The 17355-nt window shown below is 68.4% G+C and carries 15 protein-coding genes; 5 read left to right on the top strand and 10 right to left on the bottom strand.

What is annotated here, in order from left to right; all coding sequences use genetic code 11:
• Positions 1–5: 5 nt before the first annotated feature.
• Positions 6–968 carry a tripartite tricarboxylate transporter substrate binding protein gene (locus MMF98_RS14565; RefSeq protein WP_243307076.1) on the bottom strand — a complete coding sequence of 321 codons (963 nt, stop codon included), beginning with the start codon at positions 966–968 and terminating at the stop codon, positions 6–8.
• 237 nt (positions 969–1205) lie between these two features.
• On the opposite strand from MMF98_RS14565, the gene MMF98_RS14560 reads away from it, so the two are divergent.
• Genes MMF98_RS14560 through MMF98_RS14545 form a run of 4 tightly spaced genes read left to right on the top strand, consistent with a single transcriptional unit; the run spans position 1206 to position 4996 of the window.
• Entirely contained in the window at positions 1206–1961 is a 756-nt protein-coding gene (locus MMF98_RS14560) for an iron-containing redox enzyme family protein (RefSeq protein ID WP_243307074.1), read from the top strand.
• Between the two features lie 13 nt (positions 1962–1974).
• Complete coding sequence (locus tag MMF98_RS14555) at positions 1975–3456, top strand: aldehyde dehydrogenase family protein (RefSeq protein WP_423837625.1); 1482 nt, start codon at positions 1975–1977, stop codon at positions 3454–3456.
• A gap of 33 nt (positions 3457–3489) precedes the next feature.
• Positions 3490–3969: a GlcG/HbpS family heme-binding protein gene (locus MMF98_RS14550; RefSeq protein WP_243307073.1), complete on the top strand. Its 480-nt coding sequence runs from the start codon at positions 3490–3492 to the stop codon at positions 3967–3969.
• A 10-nt stretch (positions 3970–3979) separates the two neighbouring features.
• Complete coding sequence (locus MMF98_RS14545; RefSeq protein WP_243307072.1) at positions 3980–4996, top strand: 2Fe-2S iron-sulfur cluster-binding protein; 1017 nt, start codon at positions 3980–3982, stop codon at positions 4994–4996.
• 33 nt (positions 4997–5029) lie between these two features.
• Here MMF98_RS14545 and glxR read toward each other — a convergent pair whose 3' ends face one another.
• The 3 genes from glxR to gcl are packed head-to-tail and all read right to left on the bottom strand — an operon-like array spanning position 5030 to position 8549.
• Complete coding sequence (gene glxR / locus MMF98_RS14540; RefSeq protein WP_243307071.1) at positions 5030–5947, bottom strand: 2-hydroxy-3-oxopropionate reductase; 918 nt, start codon at positions 5945–5947, stop codon at positions 5030–5032.
• A 17-nt stretch (positions 5948–5964) separates the two neighbouring features.
• Positions 5965–6744, bottom strand: coding sequence for a hydroxypyruvate isomerase (hyi, locus tag MMF98_RS14535; RefSeq protein ID WP_243307070.1), 780 nt, complete (start codon positions 6742–6744; stop codon positions 5965–5967).
• Between the two features lie 11 nt (positions 6745–6755).
• Positions 6756–8549, bottom strand: a complete 1794-nt coding sequence (gene gcl / locus MMF98_RS14530) for a glyoxylate carboligase (RefSeq protein ID WP_243307069.1) — start codon at positions 8547–8549, stop codon at positions 6756–6758.
• 109 nt (positions 8550–8658) lie between these two features.
• On the opposite strand from gcl, the gene MMF98_RS14525 reads away from it, so the two are divergent.
• On the top strand, positions 8659–9573 hold the full coding sequence (locus MMF98_RS14525; protein ID WP_243307068.1) for a LysR family transcriptional regulator: 915 nt from the start codon (positions 8659–8661) through the stop codon (positions 9571–9573).
• Positions 9574–9675: 102 nt separating this feature from the next.
• Here the strand turns inward: MMF98_RS14525 and MMF98_RS14520 are convergent, their stop codons facing one another.
• The 6 genes from MMF98_RS14520 to MMF98_RS14495 all read right to left on the bottom strand — a co-directional run bounded on the left by MMF98_RS14520 (position 9676) and on the right by MMF98_RS14495 (position 17317).
• Positions 9676–10794, bottom strand: coding sequence for an ABC transporter substrate-binding protein (locus MMF98_RS14520; RefSeq protein ID WP_243307067.1), 1119 nt, complete (start codon positions 10792–10794; stop codon positions 9676–9678).
• A gap of 2 nt (positions 10795–10796) precedes the next feature.
• The gene (locus MMF98_RS14515; RefSeq protein WP_243307065.1) at positions 10797–12272 is read right to left on the bottom strand and encodes a nucleobase:cation symporter-2 family protein; all 1476 of its coding nucleotides are present in this window, start codon (positions 12270–12272) and stop codon (positions 10797–10799) included.
• 305 nt (positions 12273–12577) lie between these two features.
• Positions 12578–13801, bottom strand: a complete 1224-nt coding sequence (locus tag MMF98_RS14510; RefSeq protein WP_243307064.1) for a M20 family metallopeptidase — start codon at positions 13799–13801, stop codon at positions 12578–12580.
• Positions 13798–15579, bottom strand: a complete 1782-nt coding sequence (uraD, locus tag MMF98_RS14505; RefSeq protein ID WP_243307063.1) for a 2-oxo-4-hydroxy-4-carboxy-5-ureidoimidazoline decarboxylase — start codon at positions 15577–15579, stop codon at positions 13798–13800. The genes MMF98_RS14510 and uraD overlap by 4 nt, the downstream gene beginning before the upstream one ends.
• Before the next feature lies 1 nt (position 15580).
• Entirely contained in the window at positions 15581–16519 is a 939-nt protein-coding gene (gene puuE, locus MMF98_RS14500; RefSeq protein ID WP_243307062.1) for an allantoinase PuuE, read from the bottom strand.
• 132 nt (positions 16520–16651) lie between these two features.
• A complete protein-coding gene (locus tag MMF98_RS14495; RefSeq protein ID WP_243307061.1) occupies positions 16652–17317 on the bottom strand; it encodes a GntR family transcriptional regulator in 666 nt (221 codons plus the stop codon).
• Between the last annotated feature and the right edge of the window lie 38 nt (positions 17318–17355).

The raw sequence follows: 17355 nt of genomic DNA, 5'->3' as shown, positions 1-17355 counted from the left end.
GGGGTTCAATCGAGCGTGATGTGGGTGTGTGTGATCACGTCGCTCCACTTCTTGCGCATCTCGCGCAGCCAGGCGGCGGACTGCTGGGGCGTCATGGCCATCGCCGTGTAGTCGGACATCCGGTTCTTCTCCTGCAGATCGGGCGTGGCGAGGGCGCGGATGATTTCCTGGTTGAGCAGCTGCACGATCTCGTTGGGCGTGCCCGCGGGGGCCATCACGGCATAGGCGAACGTGGCGCTGAAGCCCGGGAAGCCGCTTTCGCTGACAGTCGGCACCTCGGGAGCCATGGCCGAGCGCTGGGTGCCCGACACCGCGAGCGCGCGCAGCTTGCCGCCCTTGACCTGCGGCAGCACGCCGGTGCTGACGGCAAAGATGGAGTCCACCTGGCCGCCCACCACGTCGATCACGGACTGCCCGGTGCCCTTGTAGGGGATATGGGTCATGTCGATGCCGGCGGTCGAGAGGAACGACGCCATGGTCAGGTGGCTGGGCGAGCCGTTGCCGCCGGTCGCGTAGCTCAGCTTGCGCTGCTTGGCGAGGGCGACGAGTTCGGCGACCGTGTTGGCTTTCACCCCGGGGTTGACGGCCATCAGCTGGTCGTAGGTCACGGGCACCGAGATGGTCGCGAAATCCTTCTCCGGATCGAAGGGCATCTTCTTCTTGTAGAGCGCGGGATTGACCGTGAAGGTGGTGTCGATCGCGAACAGCAAGGTGTAGCCATCGGGCTGTGCCCGGGCCACCATCTCGGCGCCCACGTTGCCGCCGGCTCCCGGCTTGTTGTCGATGATGAAGGGCTGCTTGAGCCGGTCGGCGACTTTTTCCATCACGGCGCGCGCAAACACGTCGAGGGGGCCCGGAACCGTGGGGACGACAACGCGCACGGGCTTGGAGGGGTAGGTCTGCGCCATGGCCGCGCCCGCGAGAAGCGAGAGGGCGGCAATGGCGGTCAGCTTTCGATAAACACTCATGGGGAGTTCTCCTGGCATTGGGATCATGGCCCTTCGGATCGGCCGCAGGTATACGGTAACAGGACCGCTACTTGGTATACTATATATAATTCAAACACGCAATCAAGCCAAATTGCAATAGGAGTTGCCTTGATTGCTTGTTTTTTCTGATTTTTGGTATACAGTATTCTTTTTTGAAATGGATGTTCGGCATGAGAGCCGAACACTCGCTTGTTTCCAACCCCCAGAGGAGTCCTCATGTCTGCATTGATGAACCGCGACGATTTCCGCACCGCGCTGGAAAATGCCATCAAGGGCAAAAGCGCCAACAAGGCCCCCTTCAGCGTGGCCTGGTCCAGCGGCCTGCTCAGCCGCGCGCACCTGGCGCGCTGGGCCGAGAACCACTACCACTACGTGGGGCCGTTCGCCGACTACCTGGCCAGCATCTATGCGCGCATGCCCGACCAGTACACCGAGGCCAAGGACTTCCTGCTGGCCAACATGTACGAGGAAGAGATCGGCGGCGACCGCCATACCGACCTGCTGATCCGCTTCGCTGAGGCCTGCGGCACCACGCGCGAGCGCGTCATCGACCCCGACAACATGTCGCCCACCACGCGCGGGCTGCAAAGCTGGTGCTATGCCGTGGCCATGCGCGAAGACCCGATCGTGGCGGTGGCCGGCCTCGTGGTGGGGCTGGAGTCGCAGGTGCCGTCGATCTACCGCAAGCAGACCCCCACGCTGCGCGACAACTACAAGTTCAGCGACGAGGAGGTGGAGTTCTTCGACCTGCACATCGTGTCGGACGAGATTCACGGCGAGCGCGGCTACCAGATCGTGCTGGAGCACGCCAACACGCCCGAGCTGCAGCGGCGCTGCCTGAAGATCTGCGAAGTGGGCGCGCAGATGCGCCTGCTCTACACCACGGCGCTCTACCACGACTATGTGGCGGGCGAGGTGCCGATCGAGCGGCTGGACATGCGCCAGCCGCTCGAACTGCTGGCCGCCGCCTGAGCGCGCGATGGCGATGACCCAAGCCAGCCAGCCCATGAACGTCCTGCCCGCCGAGGAATTCTGCAACCACATCCAGGGCGAGTGGAGCCGCAGCCGCACGGGGCGGACCTTCGACAACGTCAACCCCGCCGACACCCGCGACATCGTGGGCCGCTTCCAGGCTTCTTCCGCCGACGACGCGCACGCTGCCGTGGCCGCGGCCGCCGCCGCCTTCGACGGCTGGAAGCGGACACCGATCGGCCGGCGCGCCCGCATCCTGGAGGCCGCCGCCGCTTACCTGGAGGCGCATGCGGACCGCTTCGCCGCCGAACTGACGCGCGAGGAGGGCAAGCCCCTGAGCTTGAGCCGCGACGAGTTCCTGCGCTCGGCCCAGACGCTGCGCTTCTACGCGACCGAGGGCCAGACCTTCTCGGGCGAAACCTATCCCAATGACGACCCCGATCTGCTGGTCTACAGTCAGCGCGAGCCGCTGGGCGTGGTGACGGTGATCTCGCCCTGGAACTTCCCGGTGTCGATCCCCTCGCGCAAGATCGCACCGGCCCTGATCGCCGGCAACACCGTGGTGTTCAAGCCCTCGTCCGACGCGCCGCTGAGCGGCCTGCGGCTCACCGAGGCCCTGGTGCAGGCGGGCTTGCCCAAGGGCGTGCTGAACTTCATCACGGGCCGCGCCGCCGAGGTCGGACCCGTCATCACCGAGTCGCCGCAGATCCGTGCGGTGTCGTTCACCGGCTCCACCACCGCGGGCGAGCAGATCCACCGCGCGGTGGCCATGACCACGCGCACCCAGATGGAGCTGGGCGGCAAGAACCCGCTGATCGTGATGGAGGACGCCGACCTCGACCGCGCCGTCGATCTGGTGGTCAAGGGCGGCTTCTCGCTCAGCGGCCAGGCCTGCACCGGCACCAGCCGCGTGCTGGTGGTGCCGGCCGTGAAGGCGGAGTTCACGCGCCGGCTGGTCGAGAAGGTGCGCGGCCTCAAGATCGGCAGCGGCATGACGACGGGCATGGACCTGGGGCCGCTGGCCACCGCCGGGCAGCTCGACACCGTGCTCGGCTACATCGAGATCGGCCGGCGCGAGGCCACCCTGCTGTGCGGCGGCGAGCGCTTGCAGGGCCCGGACTACGAGCACGGCTACTACGTGAGCCCGGCCGTGTTCGCCGACGTGACGCAGCAGATGCGCATTGCGCGCGAGGAAATCTTCGGCCCCGTGATCGCGCTGATCGAGGTGCGGGACTACGCCGACGCGCTGGCCCAGGCCAACGACACCGAGTACGGCCTGTCGGCCGCCATCGCGACGCGCAACCCGCGCTACATGCACGACTTCGCCAACGACATCCAGGCCGGCACGGTCAAGATCAACCGCACCACCACCGGCAACCTCATCAACGCGCCGTTCGGCGGGCTCAAGCGTTCGAGCACCTCCACCTTCCGCGAATCCGGGCGTGCAGGCCTGGAGTTCTACACGCAGATCAAGACCGTGTACCGCGGCTGCTGATCCCCCTGTCCTTCATTCCCTGATGCCCAGACCATGAAAACCGCCCTCAAGCTCGAACTCGCCGAAGCCCGCCACATGATCGCCGCCGCCCTGGACAAGGCGCGCGAGATCGGCGTGCTGGAAACCATCTGCATCGCCGACGACGGCGGCTACCCGATCGCGATGGACCGCATGGATGGCGCGCGCATCACCGGCCCGCAGATCGCCTGGAACAAGGCCTTCACGGCGGCCGGCCACAAGCGCTCGACGCACTTGTTCACCACACCGCCCAACGGCCCCGCGCTGCCCGGCAACGAGGCCTTCGGCATCCAACTGAGCTTCGAGGGCCGGTTCGCGGCCTTCGTGGGCGGCTTCCCGATCGTGGTGGACGGCGCGGTCATTGGCGGCATCGGCCTGTCCGGCGGCAATGGCGAGCAGGACACGAAGTGCGGCCTGGCCGCGCTGGCCGCGCTGGCCGCGCTGCTCGCGCCGCTGGGGCACACGGTGCTGGCCGAGGCCGACATCAAGAAATAGGGGTTGCGCCATGAACCACCGCGTGCAGGTCGCCGACACCGGCGAGTCATTTTTCGCGCAGGCGCAGGAGCCGCTGCTGGAAGCGGCCGAGCGGGCCGGTGTCGCGCTGGCGCACGACTGCCGCGCGGGCGGCTGCGGCACCTGCCGCATCCGGCTGCTGCAGGGCCGCGTGGCCTATGAAGACTTTCCCATGGGCCTGACGGCGGAAGAGGCGGACGAGGGCTTTGCCCTGGCCTGCCAGGCCCGGGCCTGCAGCGACCTGACGATCAGCGCCGCGCGCGCCTTGCCGCTGTGCTCGCCGCCGTCGCGGTATCGCGCGGCGGTGCGCAGCGTGCGCGCGCTGGGCCCGGACGTGGTGCACCTGGGGCTGGCGATCGAGGCGGCGCAGGCGCTGGTCTACCGGCCCGGACAGTACATGAATATCCTGCTGCCCGATGGCAGCCCGCGCAGCTTCTCGATGGCGTCGGCGCCGGCGGCGCAGCAGGAGGTGGACTTCCATGTGCGCCGCATCCCCGGCGGCCGTTTCACCGAAGGCATGCTGGCGCAGATGCGCAGCGGCGACCCGCTGGAGGTGGAGGTGCCGCTCGGGGGCTTCGCCTACCACGCGGAGGACTACCGGCCCCTGCTCATGGTGGCCACCGGCACCGGCCTTGCGCCGATCAAGAGCATCCTGGAATCGCTGATGGATGACCCGGACTGCCCGCCGGTCACGCTCTACTGGGGCGCGCGCCATGCCGAAGACCTCTACCTGCACGAACAGATCCAGGAATGGGCCGGGCGCCTCTACGACTTCCAGTACGTGCCCGTGCTGTCCCGCGCCGACGAGCGCTGGACCGGCCGGCGCGGCTACGTGACCGAGGCGATCGCGCAGGACTTTCCCGATCTGTCGGAGCACGCCATCTACCTGTGCGGCTCGCCCCGCATGATCGTCGATGCCAAGCGCCGGTTCGCGTCGCAGAACGCCAGCCTGGCCCATGTGTACGCCGACAGCTTCAACTTCCAGCACGAACTGGCGCCGAGCTTGTAAGGCGTTCCTGCGCCTGGGCGGCGCAGGCGGCGGTCAGGCGCGCGGGGCGTCCGGCATGACGGGATGCTGCGCCATCGCCTCCAGCGCACGCACCAGGGCCGAGTGATCGGCCTGGGCGTGGCCCAGGGCCGCGCACGACTGCATCAGCTGGGCCGCGCCGGCCGTCTGCGGCAGTGCCACACCGAGGGCGCGCGCGCCCTGCAAGGCGAGGTTCAGGTCCTTCTGGTGCAGGGCGATGCGAAAGCCAGGCTCAAAGCTGCGCTTGACCATGCGCTCGCCATGCACTTCGAGGATGCGCGAGGCCGCGAAGCCGCCCATCAGCGCCTGGCGGATGCGCGCCGGGTCGGCACCGGCCTTGGAGGCGAACACCAGGGCCTCGCCCACCGCCGCGATGTTGAGCGCCACGATGATCTGGTTGGCCACCTTGCAGGTCTGGCCGTCGCCGTTGCCGCCGACCAGGGTGATGTTCTTGCCCATCAGCTCGAACAGCGGCCGGATGCGCTCGAACACCGCCGGCTCGCCGCCCACCATGATGGTCAGGCTGGCGGCCTTGGCGCCGACCTCGCCGCCGGACACGGGCGCGTCGAGGTAGTCGGCGCCGAGCTTGTTGATGCGCGCGGCGAAGTCCTTGGTGGCGATCGGGTCGATCGAGCTCATGTCCACCACCGTCTTGCCCTGGCTGCCCTTGAGGCCGGCGGCCACGCCCTGTTCGTCGAACAGCACGGCCTGAACGTCGGGCGTGTCGGGCACCATGATGAAGACCACGTCGGCGCGCTCGGCCACGCCCTGCGCGGTGGTGCAGAGCGTGGCGCCGCCGTCGGCCAGCGCCTGCGGCACCTTGCCGTGGGTGTGGACGAACAGCACGTGGCCCGCCTTGAGCAGATGTGCCGCCATCGGTGCGCCCATGATGCCCAGGCCGATGAAGCCGAGCTTGAGTCCTGATTTGGTCATGTTGAAGCGTCTTTCGTTCAGTGGGTGAGCCGGTCCATCCAGCCGAGGCCGTGGTGGGTGTTGCCGGCGGGTTTGTATTCGCAGCCGATCCAGCCCCGGTAGCCCAGGGCGTCGATGTGGCGCAGCAGCCAGGCGTAGTTGATCTCGCCGGTGCCGGGCTCGTGGCGCCCGGGGTTGTCCGCGAGCTGGATGTGGCCGATGCGCGGCAGGTGGTTCTGAATCGTGCTGCCGAGCTCGCCTTCCATGCGCTGGGCGTGGTAGATGTCGTACTGCAGGAACAGGTTGTCCGAGCCGACCTCGTCCAGGATCTCCAGCGCCTGCGCGGTGCGCGTGAGGAAGAAGCCGGGGATGTCGTAGCTGTTGATGGGCTCCACCAGCAGGCGGATGCTGGCGGCCCCGAGCTCGGCGGCGGCGAATCTCAGGTTGGCCACCAGCGTGGCGCGCGCCTGCTCGCCGCTCACGCCCGTTGGCACCTTGCCGGCCAGGCAGTTGAGCTGCGGGCAGTCGAGCGCGTGGGCATAGGCGATGGCCCGGCCCACGCCTTCGCGGAACTCGTCCACGCGGTGGGGGTGGCAGGCGATGCCGCGCTCGCCGGCCTCCCAGTCGCCGGCCGGCAGGTTGTGCAGCACCTGCTTGAGGCTGTTGCGGCGCAGCGCCGAGGCCAGCTCCTCCGGGCTGTGGGCATAGGGGAACAGGTATTCCACGGCCTCGAAGCCGGCGCTGCGGGCTTCGGCAAAGCGGTCCATGAACGGCACCTCGGTGAAGAGCATGCTGAGGTTGGCGGCGAAACGGGGCATGGGTGTGTCTCCTAGTCGAGCAGGGCGGCCACGAGGGCGGTGGGCGCGTCGGCGCGGCTTTCGGCCAGCGGCTCGAACTCGTTGATGTTGTCGATCTCGGTGCCCATGGCGATGTTGGTCACGCGCTCCAGGATCACCTCGATCACCACCGGCACCTGGAACTCCTTCATCCAGGCGCGGGCCTGGGTGATGGCGGGCGCCAGCTCGTCGGGCCGGTGCACGCGCAGCGCCTTGCAGCCCAGGCCCTCGACCACCTTGAGGTGGTCCACGCCGTAGCCCCTGATCGCCTGCTCCTCGTCGGGCGTGTTGATGTTGTCGAAGGCGAGCTGCACGCAGTAGTCCATCTCGAAGCCGCGCTGCGCCTGGCGGATCAGGCCGAGGTAGGCGTTGTTCACCACCATGTGGATGTAGGGCAGCTTGAACTGTGCGCCCACGGCCAGCTCCTCGATCATGAACTGGAAGTCGTAGTCGCCCGACAGCGCCACGATCTCGCGCGTTGGGTCGGCCGCGCGCACGCCCAGGGCGGCCGGCACGGTCCAGCCCAGCGGGCCGGCCTGGCCGCAGTTGATCCAGTGGCGCGGGTGGTAGACATGCAGGAACTGCGCGGCGGCGATCTGCGACAGGCCGATGGTGCTCACGTAGCAGGTGTCGCGGCCGAAGGCGTTGTTCATGCACTGGTAGACGCGCTGCGGTTTCATCGGCACCTGCTCGAAGTTGGTCTTGCGCAACAGCGTGCCCTTGCGCGCCTGGCAGTCGGCGGCCCAGGCCGCGCGGTCCTTGAGCAGGCCCGCGGCGCGGCGCTCGCGCGCGGCCTGCACGAACAGTTCGAGCGCGGCCTTCGCGTCCGACACGATGCCGTAGTCGGGCGCGAACACGCGGCCGATCTGCGTGGGCTCGATGTCCACGTGCACGAAGGTGCGGCCCTTGGTGTAGACGTCGACCGAGCCGGTGTGCCGGTTGGCCCAGCGGTTGCCGATGCCGAGCACGAAGTCGCTGGCCAGCATCGTGGCGTTGCCGTAGCGGTGGCTGGTCTGCAGGCCGCACATGCCGGCCATCAGCGGGTGGTCGTCGGGCAGGGTGCCCCAGCCCATCAGCGTGGGGATCACCGGCACGCCGGTGAGTTCGGCGAATTCCACCAGCAGGTCCGAGGCATCGGCGTTGATGATGCCGCCGCCGGCCACGATCAGCGGGCGCTCGGCGGCCTCCAGCAGGTCCAGCGCCTTGTCGATCTGGGCGCGCGTGGCCGCGGGCTTGTAGGCCGGCAGCGGTGCGTAGGTGTCGGGGTCGAACTCGATCTCGGCCATCTGCACGTCGAACGGCAGGTCGATCAGCACCGGGCCGGGGCGGCCCGAGCGCATCAGGTGGAAGGCCTGCTGGAACACGCGCGGCACCTGGGCCGGCTCGCGCACCGTGACCGACCATTTGGTGACGGGCTTGGAGATCGACTCGATGTCCACTGCCTGGAAGTCCTCCTTGTACAGGCGCGCGCGCGGCGCCTGGCCGGTGATGCAGAGGATGGGGATGGAATCGGCCCAGGCCGAATAGAGGCCGGTGATCATGTCGGTGCCGGCCGGCCCCGAGGTGCCGATGCACACGCCGATGTTGCCGGCGGCGGCGCGGGTGTAGCCCTCGGCCATGTGCGAGGCGCCCTCCACGTGGCGCGCCAGGATGTGGCCGATGCTGCCCTGCTTGCGCAGCGCGGCGTACAGCGGGTTGATGGCGGCGCCGGGCACGCCGAAGGCCTGCGTGATGCCTTCCTTTTCCATCACCCAGACGGCGGCCTGGATTGCGGTCATTCTCGTCATGTTGCGACTCCTTGCAGATGAGTCACGACTGTAGGAATCAAAGCCGTCTTGAAGAAGAGCCCTGCGCTCCATAACATCTATTCGGTACAGGAATGACTGGAGACCGGCCATGGACCGATTGCAGGCGATGGAGATGTTCGTGCGCGTGGTGGAGACCGGCAGCTTTTCCAAGGCGGCGCGCGAGTTCAACACCACCCAGCCCACGGTGACCAAGCATGTGGCCGCAGCCGAGGCGCGCCTGAAGGTGCGGCTGCTCAACCGCAACACGCGCGGCGTGAGCCTGACCGAGCCGGGCGCGCTGTACTACGAGAAGTGCAAGTCCATCGTGCGCGAAGTGGAGGAGGCCGACAGCGTGGTGCGGCGGCGCCAGTCGCAGGCCCAGGGCCTGCTGCGCATCGGCACCTCGGTGGCGTTCGGCCGCCGCGTGGTGGTGCCGCTGGCGCTGGAGTTCATGGCCCGGCACCCGCAGGTGCAGGTGGACCTGAGCTTCGAGGACCGCTATGTGGACCTCGTGGCGCAGGGCATCGACGTGGCCGTGCGCATGGGCAAGCTGGCCGACTCCACGCTGGGCGCGCGCTTTCTCGGCATGAACCCTTGGGTGCTGGTGGCCGCGCCCGGCTATCTGCGCGAGGCGGGCACGCCGCGGCGGCCGGCCGAGTTGAGCGGCCACAACGCCCTGATCTACAGCAGCGTTCAGGGCGACGACATCTGGCGCCTGTTCACGCACAAGGGCGAACCGGTCACCGTGCCGGTGACGGGCCGGCTGCGCTCGAACAACCTGTCGGCCGTGCTGGCCGCGGCCCGCGAGGGCCTGGGCATTGCGGCCCTGCCGCGCTATGTGGCGCAGGCCTCGCTGGACTCGGGCCAGGTGCTGGAGGTGCTGAAGGACCACAACCTGCCCGAGCAGGAGATCCACGCCGTGTTTCCCTCGCCCAAGCTCGTGCCGGGCAAGGTGCAGGCCTTCATCGCGTTCCTGCAGGGGCGCTTTGGCGAACGCTGGTGGGAAACGCTCGCCAAGGCCTAAATCGGGCCCCAAGACGGGTTTTATGAATCAAATCGGGCCGATGTCCTCGTCGGGTGGTGATAGTTTGCTATCAAATATGTAGCAACCTGATCGCCAGGTGCTTCACTCGACGAACCGCCCCTGCCGGTTGATGATGGTCAGGCCGACGTAGGACGAGCCCTCCCGGTCGCCCGGCCCGTACTTGACCGACATCAGGCCGCCGTAGTTCTTCTCGTCCATCGATTCGAGCGCCGCCACCAGGCTTTCGCGGCTGGGGCTGCGCCCCGCCTTGCGCAGGCCCTCGACCAGCACCTTGGCGTTGATGAAGACCTCGAGCCCGAGGTAGGAGTAGTCGCTCTTGCCGCTGCCGGCGCTGTAGGCCTGCTGGTATTCCTTGACCACCGGCAGGGCGTCGCGCCAGGGGCTGGGCACCAGCGTGGTGAAGATCACCCCGTTGGTGTGTTCACCGAGGTCGGCAGCCACCTTGCGGTTGGCTTGCGCCGCCAGGTTGTAGAACTGGGTCGCGATGCCGCCCTGGCGCGCCAGCGTGATGAGCTTCACGCTGGGCACCGGCGAGCCCACCAGGATGATGCCGTTGGCGTCGGATTTCTTCAGCGCCGCGACCACCGCGGCCGCGTTGCCGCCGTCCGGCGCGAGCGCGATCTCGGCGGCGGGCGGCAGTGCGGCCTTGGCCAGCACGCCCTGGGCCGAGGCCAGGCCGCTCTTGCCGAAAGGGTCGTCCTGGTAGACCACGGCGATGCGGGTCTGGCCGACCGTGCTCATCTGCCGCACCATGCGGGCGATCTCGTCGTCGGTGGTGGGGCGCACGTTGAAGGCGTAGCGGCCCGGCGCCGCGCGCATCGGGCCGCCGCCGGCGATGCCGGCCACCAGGGGCAGCCGGTGTTCCGTGATCACCGGCACCATGGCGCTGCAGCTCGCGGTGCCCCAGCAGTTGAACACGGCCAGCACCTTGTCGTCGGCAAGCTGGCGCGCGTTGTCGGCGGCGGTCTTCGGGTTGAAGCCGTCATCAAGCGCGCGCAGCGCAATGCGCCGCCCGTGGATGCCGCCGGCCTTGTTGACGGCGTCGAAATACGCCTTCATCACGGCCAGCCCTTCCTGCCCGGCGGCGGCGTTCGGGCCCGACAGCGGCAGGCTGGCGCCGATCACGAGGTCGTCGCTGTCCTGGGCCGCCGCGCCGGCGGCCAGTGCCAGCAGGGCCAGGGACGCGATGCCGTGCCGCATGATCAGTGCGCCTCGGCCTGGCGGGCGGCCTCGATGGTGGCCGCGGCGTCTTCGCGGGCGCCGTTGAAGAACAAGTTCAGCAGCACGGCGCAGATCGAGGCCAGCAGGATGCCCGATTCGATCACCGGGTGGATCGCGTGCGGCATCCACTGCTTGAAGTTGGGCGCGATCAGCGGAATCATGCCGACGCCGATCGAGATGGCGACGATCAGCGGGTTGTAGCGGTTGGTCTTGAAATCCACCGCGGCCAGGATGCGGATGCCGGTGGCGGCCACCATGCCGAACATCACGAGGCCCGCGCCGCCCAGCACCACCGTGGGCAGCGATTCGACCAGCGCCGCCATCTTGGGCAGCAGGCCCAGCACGATCAGGATGGCGCCGCCGGCCACGCAGACGAAGCGGCTGCGCACGCCGGTGACGGCCACCAGCCCGACGTTCTGCGAGAAGCTGGTGTAGGGGAAGGTGTTGAAGATGCCGCCGATCAGCGTGCCCAGGCCGTCGGTGCGCAGGCCGCGCGCGAGGTCGGCCTGCTCCACCTTGCGGCCCGTCATCTCGCCGAGCGCGAGGAACATGCCGGTGGACTCGATCATGACCACGATCATGATCAGCGTCATGGTGAGGATCAGCACCGGGTCGAACACCGGCAGGCCGAACTGGAACGGCAGCACGATGTCCACCCAGGCGGCCTTGCCGACCTTCTCGAACGTCATCAGCCCCATGGCCGCCGCCGCGACGGCGCCGACCACGATGCCCAGCAGCACCGAGATGTTGGCCATGAAGCCCTTGGCGTACTTGGCGATCAGCAGGATGGACGCCAGCACCAGCGCCGCGATGCCCAGGCCGGTGAGGTCCGCGTACTTGGGGTTGGGCACGGTGGGCATCAGGGCCAGGCCCTTGGGCAGGGGCGGCAGGGCCGAGCCGGGCGAGGTCACGTCGGCCAGCCACTTCAGGTAGGCCGGGTCGACGATGTTGGGCGCGGTCGGTCCCACCGGGTTGCCGAAGATCCAGTTGATGCCGATGCGCATCAGGCTGATGCCGATCACCGCGATGATGGTGCCCGTGACCACCGGCGGGAAGAAGCGCAGCATGCGGCTCACGGCCGGGGCGATCAGCAGCGAGATGATGCCCGCGCCGATGATCGAGCCGAAGATCAGCTGGGCGCCCGCCGTGCCGGGATTGGCGTTGGCCATGGTCACCATCGGCGCGACGGAGGCGAAGGTCACCCCCATCATGACCGGCAGCTTGATGCCGAACCATTGCGTGGCGCCCAGCGCCTGGATCAGCGTCACCAGGCCGCAGCAGAACAGATCGGCCGAGATCAGCATGGCCACCTGGTCGGGGCTCAGCTTGAGCGCCCGGCCCACGATCAGCGGCACCGCCACGGCGCCGGCGTACATCACCAGCACATGCTGCAGGCCGAGCGCCGTGAGCTTGCCGGCGGGCAGCCGCTCGTCAACGGGATGGACGGAAGAGGTCATCGAAGTCTCCTGTGTTGTGCACTTGAATGTGCACTAAACTGTATACACTTCAGATGGTTTCGCGTATAGCGGGAAACCCGGTGACGCCGGGCTTCCCTGCGCAAGTCAGTTTTGCCCTGGCTGGGGGTAATGGCGAAACAACCCCCAGGCTGCGCGCCTTGCGCTTCGCCTCCCCCCTTCCGCTGCGCGAAGGGGGCGCACCCAGCGGCCGGGCCCAGCCCGATCCGCGGGTGCACTGGCAGGGCTTGCTCCGCAGTCTTCTGAATGGCAGCGGGGTTGGGGGCCGGCCCCGCGCTCAGGAATCGTCAGGCCAGCAGGTCGCGCAGGGTGCGGGCCACCACCTTGGTGGCGCGGCGCAGGTCGTCCAGGTCGAGCCGCTCGTCGGCGCGCTTGGCGTGCGATTCCAGCACCGTGCGCGGGCCGGCACCGTAGATCACGCCGGGAATGCCGGCCTCGCCATAGAGCCGCACGTCGGTGTACAGCGGCGTGCCCATGGCCGGGATCGGCTGGCCGAACAGCTCGCCGCCATGCTTCTGGAGGGCCTCGACCAGCGGCCGGTTGCCGGCCAGCGGCTTCATCGAGTTGGCCAGCAGCAGCCGCTTGATGTCCACCGTGATGCCGGGGCGCTGCGCCGCCGCGTCGGCGATCACCTTGCGGATCGTGGCCTCGACCTCCACCGGGTTTTCCTCGGGGATCATGCGGCGGTCGAGCTTGAACATCACCTTGCCGGGCACCACGTTGGTGTTGGTGCCGCCTTCGATGCGGCCGACGTTCAGGTAGGGGTGCTTGATGCCTGCGACGCCGGAGGTGACCTGCTGGTACAGCGTGTTCTGCGCGTAGAGCGCGTTCAGGATCTGCACCGCGCCCTGCAGCGCATCCACGCCGGTGTCGGGGATGGCGGCATGCGCCATCTTGCCGTGCACCGTCACTTCCATCTGCAGGCAGCCGTTGTGGGCCGTCACCACTTCGTAGGAGAAACCGGCCGCGATCATCAGGTCAGGCCGGGTCAGGCCGTTCCTGAGCAGCCAGCCCGGGCCCATCTCGCCGCCGAATTCCTCGTCGTAGGTGAAGTGCAGCTCCACCGCGCCCTTCAAGGGGGCGCCCAGCGATTCGAGCGCGCGCACGGCGAAGGTGAAGCTCGCGAAATCGGATTTACTGACAGCCGCGGCGCGGCCGTAGAGCTTGCCGTCCTCGATCTCGCCGCCATAGGGGTCGTGCGTCCAGCCTTCGCCCGGAGGCACGACGTCGCCATGCGCGTTCAGCGCGATGGTGCGGCCCTCGCCATAGCGGCGGCGCACGATCAGGTTGGTGATCGATTCGAGGCCGTAGGCCCGGACCTCTTCGGCGGGCACCGGGAATTTTTCGGCCTCGAAGCCGAAGCCCTGGAGCAGCTCGGCCGTGCGCTCGGCGTGCGGCGCGTTGTTGCCGGGCGGCGTGTCGGTCGGCACGCGGATCAGCTCCTGCAGGAAGCGCACCTCCTCGTCGAAGTGGGCGTCGATCCAGGCGTCAAGTTGTTGGTAGTCGGTCATGGGGTGTCGGAGGCAAGTTGATTCAGGAGCCGCTGGAAGGCTTCGACGGCGAGCTGCATGTCGTCGCTGGTGGTGCTTTCCAGCGGGTTGTGGCTGATGCCGGCGTTCTGGCCGCGCACGAACAGCATGGCCTGCGGCATCACCTCGTGCAGCTTCATGGCGTCGTGGCCGGCGCCGCTGGGCATGCGGTACAGCGGCACGCCCAGCGCATCGACCGCGTGCTCCCAGCGCTGCTGCCAGGCCGGTGCGCTCGGCGCGGCGGCGGCGCGCATGGTTTCTTCCACGGTGTGGCGCACGCCGCGGCGCTCGCAGATGATTGCGAGCTCGGCCAGCACGTCGGCCACCATGGCGTCGCGCTGCGCATCGGTGGGCGCGCGCAGGTCGAGCGTGAACTGGCAGCGCCCCGGCACCACGTTGGTGGAGCCGCCCGGCACCTGCAGGATGCCGATGGTGCCGACCGAATCGCCATCGCGCGCGGCGCGCTGCTCGAGGTACAGAGCCAGTTCAGCCACGGCCGTGGCCGCGTCGCGCCGCTGGTTCATGGGCGTGGTGCCCGCGTGACTGGCCATGCCGATCACCTCGCAGAGGTAGCGCACGCCGCCGTTGATCGAGGTCACGATGCCCAGCGGCAGGTCGAGCCCATTGAGCACCGGGCCCTGCTCGATGTGCACCTCGACGAAGCCGAGGTAGGCGCCGGGGTCGCGCCGCAGCGCGCCGATGGCTTCCAGCGTGGCGGGCAGGCCCGCGTGCTGCATGGCTTCGCGCATCGTGATGCCGTCGGCGTCCTTCTGCTCCAGCCACTCGGGGTGGAAGTCGTTCATCAGCGCGCCCGAGCCGAGGAAGGTGGCCTTGTAGCGCTGGCCTTCCTCTTCGGCAAAGCCGACCACCTCGAAATGGAAGGGCAGGCGCCGGCCCTGGCGTGCGAGCTCGCGCACACAGGCCAGCGGCGTGAAGATGCCCAGGCGGCCGTCGTACTTGCCGCCGTTGCGCACGGTGTCGTAGTGGCTGCCCGTGAGCAGGGTCCTGGCGCCCGGCTGGCTGGCATGGTAGCGGCCGACCACGTTGCCCACGGCGTCGATGGCCACCTCGTCGAAGCCGGCCTCGCGCATGTCTTGCGCGATGCGCTGGGCGGCCGCGCGGTGGGCGTCGGTCAGGTAGGTGACGGTGAGCTGGCCTTTCTCGGCAAAGCCCGGGTCGCTGAACTCGGCCAGCCGCTCGTGCAGGTCCCACACGAGGTTGCCGAGCGCGGGCTCGGCGCCGAACTTGTCGTTGAGCCGGATCTCGACGATGCGGTGGATGTTGCGCAGGCATTCGCGCAGCTCGTAGTCGGGGTGGTGGTGCAGCCGGCGCTCGAAGGTGTCGATGATCTCGCGCTTGTTCAACCCCGTGCCGCGCGGGCCGCGCACCGCCAGGATGAACGGGAAGCCGAACTTGGCGTTGTAGTCGGCATTGAGTTGCTGGATTTGCGCGAACTCCGCGGGCGTGCACTGCGTGAGCCCGGCCTTGCTCTGCTCGTGGGTGGATTCGGCCGTGAGCGTGTTGCTGACCATGGCCTTGCCGGCCAGTTCCGGGTGGGCGCGGATCAGCGCGAGCTGGGCCTCGCGCCCGGCCTGGTCGAGCACCTGCACCATGGTGTGCTTCAAGTGGGCCAGCGAGCGGAACGGCCGCTGCGCGATGGCGGCCTCGGCGATCCAGGGCGAATGCTCGTACAGGCCGTCCAGCATGCGGGCGGCATCGGCGGGCGTTGCCGCGTTGAGTTGGTCGAGGGTCAGGGCCATGTCAATCCTTGAAGGGGTGTACCTGCTTCCAGTGCCGCGCGAGGTCGAGGCGGCGGCAGATCCAGACGCGCTCGTGCTGCTGGATGTGGTCGAGGAAGCGCTGCAGCGCCGTGATGCGCCCGGGCCGGCCGAGCAGGCGGCAGTGCATGCCGATGCTCAGCATCTTGGGGGCTTCGTCGCCTTCGGCATAGAGCGCGTCGAAGCTGTCCTTCATGTACTGGAAGAACGGGTCGGCATGCGAGTAGCCCTGCGGCAGCGAAAAGCGCATGTCGTTGCAGTCCAGCGTGTAGGGCACGATGAGCTGCGGCACCACGCTGCCGTCGGTCTTCTTCACCTTCATCCAGAACGGCAGGTCGTCGCCGTAGTAGTCGCTGTCGTATTCGAAGCCGCCGTAGTCGGCCACCAGGCGGCGCGTGTTGGGGCTGTCGCGGCCGGTGTACCAGCCCAGCGGGCGCTCGCCGGTGAGCTGCTCGATCGCTTCCATGCCGAGGCGCATGTGCTCGCGCTCGACGGCTTCATCCAGGTTCTGGTAATGGATCCAGCGCCAGCCGTGGCAGGCGATCTCGTGGCCGAGCTCCTTGAAGGCGGCGGTCAGTTCCGGATGGCGCTGCAGCGCCATGCCGACGCCGAACACGGTGAGCGGCAGGCCGCGCTTCTCGAACTCGCGCAGGATGCGCCAGACGCCAGCGCGCGAGCCGTACTCGTAGATGCCCTCCATGCTGATGTGGCGGGCCGGGTAGGCGGCGGGGTTGAACATCTCGGAGAGGAACTGTTCGCTGCCGGCATCGCCGTGCAGCACGCAGTTCTCGCCGCCTTCCTCGTAGTTGAGCACGAACTGCACCGCGATGCGCGCCTGGCCGGGCCACTGTGCGTGTGGCGGGTTGCGGCCGTAGCCGATGAGGTCGCGCGGGTAGGGGAGGGTGCTGTCGTAGGCTGTCATATCAGTGAACTCCAGTGCAGCGAGTGGCTGCCGCGCCCAGGCCAGGAACACCGCGGGACCGGCTTCGCCGGGCCGCTGGTGTTGCACCCTGCAAGGGGGGAGGCGCAGCGAAGCGGAGCCTGGGGGTGTGCCTCATTGCAGTGCCATGGAAATGTCGTTGGTGGGAACCTTGCGGTCGAACGTGAGGTTTTCCTCGACGTGCAGCAGGTGCTCGTTCATCAGGCGCACGGCGCGTTCCTCGTCCTTGGCCGCGAGCGCCTTCACGATGTCGGCGTGCTCGTCGTTGGAATGCTCGGCCGCGCTGGTGGTCTGGTACATCAGGGTGATCAGCGCGCAGCGCGAGATCAGCTCGCCCAGCAGCTGCGCCAGCACCTCGTTGCCCATGAGCTCGGCCATGCGCACGTGGAAGTCGCCGAGCAGCTCGGTGCGGCCGGCCACGTCCTCGTTGTCGACGGCGGCTTTTTCCTGCGCCACATGCTCCCGCAGGGCCTTGATCTTGGCGGGCGTGACGCCGCGCACGAAGGCGCGCGTCATCTCGGCCTCGAGCATGCGGCGCACGGCGAACACCTGCCGGGCCTCGTCCACCGACGGCGCGGCGACGAAGGCGCCGCGCGCCGGCTCCAGGCGGATCAGGCGGTTCTGCGCGAGCTGGAACAGGGCCTGGCGCACCAGCGTGCGCGACACGCCGAAGTGGTCCGCCAGTTTCTGCTCGGCCAGCTTGGTGCCGGGATGCAGCCGGTGCTCCACAATGGCCTTGGTCAGCGCTTCGACGATGGTGCTGGTGGTGGACGATTCCATGATGTCATGATAGCCGGAATTGCAAAAAGTGTATACAC

It is taken from the genome of Variovorax terrae, assembly GCF_022809125.1.
Classification (GTDB): Bacteria; Pseudomonadota; Gammaproteobacteria; order Burkholderiales; family Burkholderiaceae_C; genus Variovorax_A; species Variovorax_A terrae.
Note: the sequence above shows the minus strand (reverse complement) of the source record. Positions and strands in the feature narration are given on the sequence as shown.

Excerpts from the sequence above, each read along its gene's own strand:
- MMF98_RS14565 (WP_243307076.1), bottom strand. The coding sequence starts at position 968 with ATGAGTGTTTATCGAAAGCTGACCGCCATTGCCGCCCTCTCGCTTCTC.
- MMF98_RS14560 (WP_243307074.1), top strand. The coding sequence starts at position 1,206 with ATGTCTGCATTGATGAACCGCGACGATTTCCGCACCGCGCTGGAAAAT.
- MMF98_RS14555 (WP_423837625.1), top strand. The coding sequence starts at position 1,975 with ATGACCCAAGCCAGCCAGCCCATGAACGTCCTGCCCGCCGAGGAATTC.
- MMF98_RS14550 (WP_243307073.1), top strand. The coding sequence starts at position 3,490 with ATGAAAACCGCCCTCAAGCTCGAACTCGCCGAAGCCCGCCACATGATC.
- MMF98_RS14545 (WP_243307072.1), top strand. The coding sequence starts at position 3,980 with ATGAACCACCGCGTGCAGGTCGCCGACACCGGCGAGTCATTTTTCGCG.
- glxR (WP_243307071.1), bottom strand. The coding sequence starts at position 5,947 with ATGACCAAATCAGGACTCAAGCTCGGCTTCATCGGCCTGGGCATCATG.
- hyi (WP_243307070.1), bottom strand. The coding sequence starts at position 6,744 with ATGCCCCGTTTCGCCGCCAACCTCAGCATGCTCTTCACCGAGGTGCCG.
- gcl (WP_243307069.1), bottom strand. The coding sequence starts at position 8,549 with ATGACGAGAATGACCGCAATCCAGGCCGCCGTCTGGGTGATGGAAAAG.
- MMF98_RS14525 (WP_243307068.1), top strand. The coding sequence starts at position 8,659 with ATGGACCGATTGCAGGCGATGGAGATGTTCGTGCGCGTGGTGGAGACC.
- MMF98_RS14520 (WP_243307067.1), bottom strand. The coding sequence starts at position 10,794 with ATGCGGCACGGCATCGCGTCCCTGGCCCTGCTGGCACTGGCCGCCGGC.
- MMF98_RS14515 (WP_243307065.1), bottom strand. The coding sequence starts at position 12,272 with ATGACCTCTTCCGTCCATCCCGTTGACGAGCGGCTGCCCGCCGGCAAG.
- MMF98_RS14510 (WP_243307064.1), bottom strand. The coding sequence starts at position 13,801 with ATGACCGACTACCAACAACTTGACGCCTGGATCGACGCCCACTTCGAC.
- uraD (WP_243307063.1), bottom strand. The coding sequence starts at position 15,579 with ATGGCCCTGACCCTCGACCAACTCAACGCGGCAACGCCCGCCGATGCC.
- puuE (WP_243307062.1), bottom strand. The coding sequence starts at position 16,519 with ATGACAGCCTACGACAGCACCCTCCCCTACCCGCGCGACCTCATCGGC.
- MMF98_RS14495 (WP_243307061.1), bottom strand. The coding sequence starts at position 17,317 with ATGGAATCGTCCACCACCAGCACCATCGTCGAAGCGCTGACCAAGGCC.